Raw genomic sequence first — 7,783 nt, forward strand, 5'->3', positions numbered from 1 at the left:
CGCCTTCGCCGCCCTGGCCGGCCGCGAGCGCGGGGCGCTGTTCGACCCGGTGCGGACCACCGCGCTGCACGCCTGGCACATCCAGGCCGGCGCGGTGTTCGAGGACGTCGGGCAGTGGAAGCGCGCCCGCTACTACCCGCGGCCGGGCGAGGACATGGAGACCGCCGTGCTGCGCGAGTGCGCGGCCGTCCGCGGCGGCGTGGGCATCCTCGACGGCTCCACCCTCGGCAAGATCGACGTCCAGGGCCCGGACGCCGCGGTGCTGCTCGACCGCGTCTACACGAACATGATGAGCAGCCTCAAGATCGGCCGCGTGCGCTACGGCGTCATGTGCGGCAACGACGGCATGGTCATCGACGACGGCACCGTCCTGCGGCTGGGCGAGGACCGGTTCCTGGTCATCACCACCACCGGCGGCGCGGCGACGATCCTCGACCACCTCGAGGAGTGGCTGCAGACCGAGTGGCCGGAGCTGCGCGTCACGCTGACCTCGGTGACCGAGCAGTGGGCGGTCTTCCCGGTCGTCGGCCCCCGCTCGCGCGAGGTCGTCGCCGAGGTCTTCCCCGGCCTCGACGTCTCCGACGCGGCCTTCCCGTTCATGGCCTGGCACGACACGGAGCTCGACGGGGTCCCGGTCCGGATCGCCCGGATCTCCTTCTCCGGGGAGCTGGCCTTCGAGGTCAACGTCAACTCCTGGTACGCGCGCGCGGTGTGGGAGCGGCTGCTCGAGACCGGCGCGCCGTACGGGATCACCCCGTACGGCACCGAGACCATGCACGTCCTGCGCGCCGAGAAGGGCTACCCGATCATCGGCCAGGACACCGACGGCACCGTCAGCCCGCACGACCTGGGCATGGAATGGGCGGTGTCGAAGAAGAAGCCGGACTTCGTGGGCAAGCGCTCGTTCGCCCGCCCGGAGAACCAGAACCCGTTGCGGAAGCAGTTGGTCTCGCTGCTGCCCACCGACTCCCGCACGAAGCTGCCCGAGGGCTCGCAGATCGTCGAGTTCCGCGCCGACGGGGTGCTGCCCCCGCCACCGGTGCCGATGCTCGGGCACGTCACCTCCAGCTACCACAGCGCCGAGCTGGGTCGCCCGTTCGCGCTGGCGCTGGTCAAGGGCGGCCGGGCGCGGATCGGGGAGATCGTGCACGTCCCGGTGGACGGCGCCCTCGTCCCCGTCGAGATCGGCGGATCGGTCCTCGTCGACCCGGAAGGAGCACGCCGCGATGGCTGACCGCATCCGGTCCCGCACCCAGTCGCCCTCGCTGTACCGCACCCACCCGCTCGAGAGCCGGAAGCCGGCCCTGGCCGAGCTCTCCGCCGAGCTGGCCGGTCCCGCCGGCACCGGGCTGCGGATCGAGGCCGAGGCCGAGGTCGCCGCGGTCGACCTGCGGGTCGATCCCGGCGGGCCGGGCGCCGACGCCGCCGCGCGGATGCTCGGTGCCGCCCTGCCGACCACGCCCAACACCTGGACCCGCACCGGCGACGGGCAGCTGATCTGGCTCGGGCCGGACGAGTGGCTGGTGACGAGCGCTGCGCAGCCGCACGAGTGGGAGCACACGCTCATCGGCGCGGTCTCGCCCTACGGCGGCGCCGCGGTCGACGTCTCCGCGCAGCGCACCAGCCTCCGCCTCCGCGGGGGCCGGGCCCGCGAGCTGCTGTCCTTCGGCTGCTCGCTGGACCTGCGCCCGCTCGCCTTCCCCGCCGGCTCCGCCGCGCAGACCACGGTCGGCCTGGCCGGGGTGCTGCTGCTGGCCCTCGCCGAGGACGACTACCGGCTCTTCGTGCGCCCGTCCTTCGCCGGCCACCTCGCCGACTGGCTCCTCGACGCCGCCCAGGAGTTCCGCACGGAGCTCCGCCCCGCCTCCCGCCCCGAGCACGCGCTCGCCACCACCTGATCGCCCTGACGCACTGCGCGGCGGTCGCCGACGACCGCCCGTGAGGAGACAGCATGAGCACCACCCCACGCGTCGTCATCATCGGAGCCGGGATCGTCGGGGCGAACCTGGCGGACGAGCTCACCGGACGCGGATGGACCCGGGTCACCGTCCTCGACCAGGGACCGCTGCCGCTCACCGGCGGATCGACCTCGCACGCGCCCGGCCTGGTCTTCCAGACCAACGCGTCGAAGACCATGACCGAGTTCGCCACCTACACCGTCGAGAAGCTCCTGGGACTGGACGTCGACGGGGCCTGGTGCTTCAACCAGGTCGGCGGTCTGGAGGTCGCGACCACGCCGGAGCGGCTCGCCGACCTGCACCGTAAGCAGGGCTGGGCCACCTCCTGGGGCGTCCCGGGTGAGGTCGTCGGGCCGGAGGAGTGCGCGCGGCTGCACCCGCTGCTCGACCCCGAGCAGGTCCTCGGCGGCCTGCACACCCCGACGGACGGGCTCGCCAAGGCCTCCCGCGCGGTCGTCGCCCTGATGCGGCGCGCCGGGTCCCGGGGCGCGGAGTTCCGCGGCTCGACCCGGGTCGTGGGGATCAACCAGGCCGGCGGCCGGGTCACCGGGGTGCAGACGACCCACGGCGAGGTGCCCGCCGACATCGTCGTGTCCTGCGGCGGGTTCTGGGGCCGCGAGCTCGGCGAGCTCGTCGGCATGCGGGTGCCGCTGCTGCCGCTGGCCCACCAGTACGTGCGGACCGGGCAGGTCGCCGAGCTCGTCGGCCGCAACGACGACGAGATCGAAGCCCGGATGCCGATCCTGCGCCAGCAGGACCAGGACCTCTACTACCGCGAGCACAACGACTGTATCGGCATCGGCTCGTACGCCCACCGCCCGATGCCCGTGCGCCTCACCGACCTGCCCGAGGTCGACGACGACGACATGGGCGAGGCCGCCATGCCGTCGATGCTGCCGTTCACCGAGGAGGACTTCGCCCCCTCCTGGGAGCACAGCCGGCTGCTGCTGCCCTCCCTGCGCGAGGCGAAGATCGAGACGGGCTTCAACGGGATCTTCTCCTTCACCCCGGACGGCGGCCCGCTGATCGGCGAGTCCCCCGAGGTGGCCGGCTTCTGGATCGCCGAGGCGGTCTGGGTGACGCACTCCTCGGGCGTGGCCCGCGCGGTCGCCCAGCTGCTCGTCGACGGCCGCAGCGAGATCGAGCTGCACGGCTGCGACGTGGCGCGCTTCGACGAGATCCAGACGACCGACGCCTACGTCGACGAGACCTCCCAGCGGAACTTCGTCGAGATCTACGACGTGCTGCACCCGTTGCAGCCCAGGGAGTCCCCGCGGAACCTGCGGGTCAGCCCGTTCCACGCCCGGCAGCAGGAGCTCGGCGCGTTCTTCCTCGAGTCGCACGGCTGGGAGCGCCCGCACTGGTACGAGGCCAACGCGCACCTGGTCGACGAGCTGCCCGCCGAGTGGCAGCCCCCCGCACGGGACGCCTGGTCGGCGATGTTCCACTCGCCGATCGCCGCTGCCGAGGCGTGGAGGACCCGCACCGCGGTCGCGCTCTACGACATGACCCCGCTGACGCGGATCGAGGTCGCCGGCCCGGGCGCGCTCGCCTTCCTGGAGCGGCTGACCACCGGGAAGATGGACAAGTCCGTCGGCTCGGTCACCTACACCCTGGCCCTCGACGAGGCCGGCGGCATCCGCAGCGACCTCACCGTCGCCCGGCTGGCCGAGGATCGCTTCCAGGTCGGCGCCAACGGCCGGCTCGACCTGGACCACCTGCGCCGCCAGGCCCCGGGCGACCACACCGTGCAGATCCGCGACATCACCGGCGGCACCTGCTGCATCGGCGTGTGGGGGCCCCTGGCCCGCGACCTGGTCCAGCCGCTCAGCCCGGACGACTTCTCCCACGAGGGCCTGAAGTACTTCCGCGCCAGGGCCGCACAGATCGCGGGGATCCCGGTCACCGCGATGCGGCTGTCCTACGTCGGTGAGCTGGGCTGGGAGATCTACACCAGCGCCGAGTACGGGCAGAAGCTGTGGGACGTGCTGTGGGAGGCCGGTCGCCCGCTCGGGGTGATCGCCGCCGGCCGTGCGGCCTTCAACAGCCTCCGCCTGGAGAAGGGCTACCGGGCCTGGGGTACGGACATGACCACCGAGCACAACCCGTACGAGGCCGGCGTCGGCTTCGCGGTGCGGCCGCAGAAGGGCGAGTTCGTCGGCCGGGACGCGCTCGCCGGCCTCGGCGACGACAGCGTCACCCGGCGGCTGACCTGCCTGACCGTCGACGACGGCCGCAGCGTCGTGCTGGGCCACGAGCCCGTCCTCCTCGACGGGCGGCCCGCCGGCTACGTCACCTCCGCCGCGTTCGGGCACTCGATCGGCACGCCCGTCGCCTACGCCTGGCTGCCCGCCGTCGAGATCGGCACCTCCGTGGAGATCCAGTACTTCGACCGCAGGGTGCGCGCCACCGTCTCGGCCGAGCCGCTGGTCGACCCGGAGATGGCCCGCATCCGCCGCTGACCCCTCGCCCCGACCGCGGGCCGATGCCGGCGTCGCCCGCGCGGGCTCGAACGTGAAGGACGACCCCATGCGCACGGACACCCTCGACGAGTTCCTGCAGTCCCTCGCCGCGCGGGTCCCGGCCCCCGGCGGCGGCGCGAGCGCGGCGCTGCACGCCGCGCAGGCGGCCGCGCTCGTCGGGATGGTCGCCCGCTACAGCGACGGCGAGACGTACGCCGGCCACGTCGACACCATCACCGCCGTCCGTGACGACTCCGACGAGTGCCGCCTGCTCGCGCTGAGCCTCGCCGAGCAGGACGCCGCGGTGTTCGGGGCGGTCGGGTCCGCCTTCGCGATGCCGCGCGCGACCGAGCGGGAGAAGACCGGACGGTCCCTCGCGATCGCCGCCGCCCTGATCGAGGCCGGGCGGGTCCCGGCCCAGGTCGTCGCCCTGGCCGATCGCATCCTCGGCCTGGCCGAACGGCTGCGGCCGATCGGCAACCCCACCGTCGTCAGCGACGTCGCGGCCGCGGCGGACGCGGCCCGTGCCGCCGCCTCCACCGCCCGGGTCAACGTCGAGATCAACCTCGTCGGCATCACCGACCCGGGCGCCCGCGCGGAACTCGCCGACGCCCTCACCGGTGTCGACGACCTCCTCGTCCGCGCCGACAAGGTCACCGCCGCCGTCCGGGAGCAGATCGTCCGATGACCACCCCGGTCCTCGTGGCGCTGGGCTGACGCGTGCGCTCCCGCCCCGCGGGTCGGGCCGGCTCAGATGATCGCCCGGATCGCCTCCTCGAAGCCCTGGACGTGCTCGCGGGCGAGCCGCTCGGCCTCCGCCGCCGCGCCGCCGGCGATGGCGCGCAGCAGGCCCGCGGAGCGCCTCCCGGACCGGGGTGCGCCCGACCCCGAGGGACTCGATCAGGGCCACGTCGTCGATGGGGGACATCGGCGGGATGTCGAGCATGATCAACCGATCCTGGATCGCGGCGTAGGCGCGGTCGGCGAGACGTCGGCACGGGCACCGGGACGGACGTCGGGGGCAGCCCGAGCTCCTGCGGGGCGGCGGTCACGATCGTCCTCCTGGTTCCTGAGACCCAGGGAGCGAGACAGCAGCATCCGCCCAGAAATACCACTTGCCTGAAACTAATATATCAGTTTAGTATTCGGTGCTCCGGATGGAGTGACCGCGCCGACCCTACGAGGAGCGCGCAATGACGATCTCGGTGTTCGAACTGTTCAAGGTCGGAATCGGACCCTCGAGCTCCCACACCGTCGGGCCGATGCGCGCAGCCTGGCTGTTCGTCTCCCGCCTGCGGGAGACCGGGCTGCTCGCCCGCACCGCCGCGGTGCGCTGCGAGCTGTTCGGCTCGCTCGGGGCCACCGGGCACGGCCACGGCTCGGTGAAGGCCGTGGTCCTGGGCCTGGCGGGGGAGCAGCCCCACCTGGTCGACCCGGTGGCCGCCGACCCGGCGGTCGAGGCGGTGCGCTCCGGGCGGCGGATCGCGCTCGGCGGCGAGCACGAGATCGCGTTCTCGGTCGACGACGACGTGGTGCTGCACCGGCGCAAGCGCCTGGACTTCCACTCCAACGGCATGGTCCTCACCGCCACCGACGCCGAGGGCGCCGTGCTCGACCGGCGCGAGTACTACTCGGTCGGCGGCGGGTTCGTGCTCGACGAGGACGAGGCCGGCCGCCCGGTCCTGGTCGAGGACCCGACTCCCGTGCGGTACCCGTTCACCACCGGGGACGGGCTGCTGGCGCTGACCCGCCGGACCGGGCTGCGGGTCAGCGATGTCATGTTGGCCAACGAGCTGTCCTGGCGCAGCGAGGGGGAGATCCGCGCCGGCCTGCTGCACATCTGGTCGGTGATGCGCGAGTGCGTCGAGCGCGGCACGCACACCGCCGGGGTGCTGCCCGGCGGGCTCGAGGTGCGCCGCCGGGCCGCGCAGCTGCGCGGGCGGCTGGAGTCCCACGCCGACGACACCGACGCCCTGCGCGGGATGGAGTGGGTCACCCTCTGGGCGCTGGCGGTCAACGAGGAGAACGCCGCCGGCGGGCGGGTGGTGACCGCCCCGACCAACGGCGCGGCCGGGATCGTGCCCGCTGTCCTGCACTACGCTGCGAAGTTCCTGCCCGCCTTCGACGACGACGCCGCCGTGCGGTTCCTGCTCACCGCCGGCGCGATCGGGCTGCTGTTCAAGGAGAACGCCTCCATCTCCGGTGCCGAGGTCGGCTGTCAGGGCGAGGTCGGCTCGGCCTGCTCCATGGCCGCGGGTGGTCTCGCCGAGCTCCTCGGCGGCACCCCGGAGCAGGTGGAGAACGCCGCCGAGATCGGCATCGAGCACAACCTGGGCCTGACCTGCGACCCGGTCGGCGGGCTGGTGCAGATCCCCTGCATCGAGCGCAACGCCGTGGCCTCGGTCAAGGCCATCACCGCCGCCCGGATGGCCGTGCGCGGCGACGGCGCCCACCACGTCTCGCTGGACAAGGCGATCAGGACCATGCGCGAGACCGGCGCGGACATGAAGGACAAGTACAAGGAGACCGCCCGCGGCGGGCTGGCTCTCACCGTCGTGGAGTGCTGAGGAGATCCCCTGTGACCCGCTCGTTCATCCTCACCCTGAGCTGTCCCAACCGCACCGGCATCGTCCGCGCTGTCAGCGCCTACCTGTTCGAGTACGGCTGCGACATCAGCGAGTACCAGCAGTTCGACGACTCGGTCCGGGGCCGGCTGTTCCTGCGCACCGTCGTCACCGCCGACGACGAGGTCGACCTGGAGGCCCTGTCCCGCGGGTTCGAGCCCGTCGCGGCCGACTTCGCCATGGACTTCAGCTTCGCCCCGGCGCAGGACGCCCGGATCCTGGTCATGGTGTCCAAGCTCGGGCACTGCCTCAACGACCTGATCTTCCGCTGGCGGGCGGGCAGCCTCGGCGCCGAGATCGTCGCCGTGGTGTCCAACCACGAGGACCTGCGCCCGATGGCCGAGGCGGCCGGGCTGCCGTTCGTGCACGTGCCCGTCACCCCGGAGACCAAGCCGCAGGCCGAGGCCCGGCTGCTCCAGCTGGTCGACGAGTACGACGCCGAGCTGGTCGTGCTGGCCCGCTACATGCAGGTGCTCTCCGACCAGACCTGCAAGGCCCTGCACGGGCGCGCCATCAACATCCACCACTCCTTCCTGCCCGGGTTCAAGGGCGCCAAGCCCTACCACCAGGCCTACGACCGCGGGGTCAAGCTCGTCGGCGCCACGGCCCACTACGTCACCCCGGACCTCGACGAAGGCCCGATCATCGAGCAGGAGGTGATCCGGATCGACCACGCCTACGACCCGAAGGCGCTGCAGACGGTCGGCCGGGACGCCGAGGCGCTGGCCCTCTCCCGGGC

6 protein-coding genes and 1 pseudogene are annotated in these 7,783 nt (G+C 73.0%); 6 read left to right on the forward strand and 1 reads right to left on the reverse strand.

The features are described from left to right. The 4 genes from ACFQH9_RS30850 to ACFQH9_RS30865 form a co-directional block, all read left to right on the forward strand. Positions 1–1,234 (forward strand): glycine cleavage T C-terminal barrel domain-containing protein (locus ACFQH9_RS30850; protein ID WP_379571768.1); only part of this gene is annotated, 1,234 nt, incomplete at its 5' end. Beyond that, positions 1,227–1,898: a sarcosine oxidase subunit gamma gene (locus ACFQH9_RS30855; protein ID WP_379571770.1), complete on the forward strand. Its 672-nt coding sequence runs from the start codon at positions 1,227–1,229 to the stop codon at positions 1,896–1,898. The genes ACFQH9_RS30850 and ACFQH9_RS30855, both read left to right, overlap by 8 nt. Positions 1,899–1,951: 53 nt before the next feature. Then, positions 1,952–4,420: a GcvT family protein gene (locus tag ACFQH9_RS30860; RefSeq protein WP_379571772.1), complete on the forward strand. Its 2,469-nt coding sequence runs from the start codon at positions 1,952–1,954 to the stop codon at positions 4,418–4,420. Positions 4,421–4,487: 67 nt separating this feature from the next. Further along, positions 4,488–5,108 carry a cyclodeaminase/cyclohydrolase family protein gene (locus ACFQH9_RS30865; RefSeq protein ID WP_379571774.1) on the forward strand — a complete coding sequence of 207 codons (621 nt, stop codon included), beginning with the start codon at positions 4,488–4,490 and terminating at the stop codon, positions 5,106–5,108. Between the two features lie 165 nt (positions 5,109–5,273). Here ACFQH9_RS30865 and ACFQH9_RS30870 read toward each other — a convergent pair. Beyond that, positions 5,274–5,384, reverse strand: a pseudogene (locus ACFQH9_RS30870) (GntR family transcriptional regulator); the annotation flags it as partial. A 229-nt stretch (positions 5,385–5,613) separates the two neighbouring features. Between ACFQH9_RS30870 and ACFQH9_RS30875 the strand changes: the two are divergent. Together ACFQH9_RS30875 and purU are read left to right on the forward strand one after the other, a co-directional pair. Continuing rightward, positions 5,614–6,987, forward strand: a complete 1,374-nt coding sequence (locus ACFQH9_RS30875) for an L-serine ammonia-lyase (protein ID WP_379571776.1) — start codon at positions 5,614–5,616, stop codon at positions 6,985–6,987. An 11-nt stretch (positions 6,988–6,998) separates the two neighbouring features. Then, positions 6,999–7,783, forward strand: a 785-nt coding sequence (gene purU, locus ACFQH9_RS30880; RefSeq protein WP_379571778.1) for a formyltetrahydrofolate deformylase, incomplete at its 3' end; no start/stop codon positions are given.

Source organism: Pseudonocardia lutea, from assembly GCF_042658055.1.
In the GTDB taxonomy this organism is placed as follows: Bacteria; Actinomycetota; Actinomycetes; order Mycobacteriales; family Pseudonocardiaceae; genus Pseudonocardia; species Pseudonocardia lutea.

Bases quoted from the DNA above. Each gene is read 5' to 3' on its own strand.
- ACFQH9_RS30855 (WP_379571770.1), top strand. From the start codon at position 1,227: ATGGCTGACCGCATCCGGTCCCGCACCCAGTCGCCCTCGCTGTACCGC.
- ACFQH9_RS30860 (WP_379571772.1), top strand. From the start codon at position 1,952: ATGAGCACCACCCCACGCGTCGTCATCATCGGAGCCGGGATCGTCGGG.
- ACFQH9_RS30865 (WP_379571774.1), top strand. From the start codon at position 4,488: ATGCGCACGGACACCCTCGACGAGTTCCTGCAGTCCCTCGCCGCGCGG.
- ACFQH9_RS30875 (WP_379571776.1), top strand. From the start codon at position 5,614: ATGACGATCTCGGTGTTCGAACTGTTCAAGGTCGGAATCGGACCCTCG.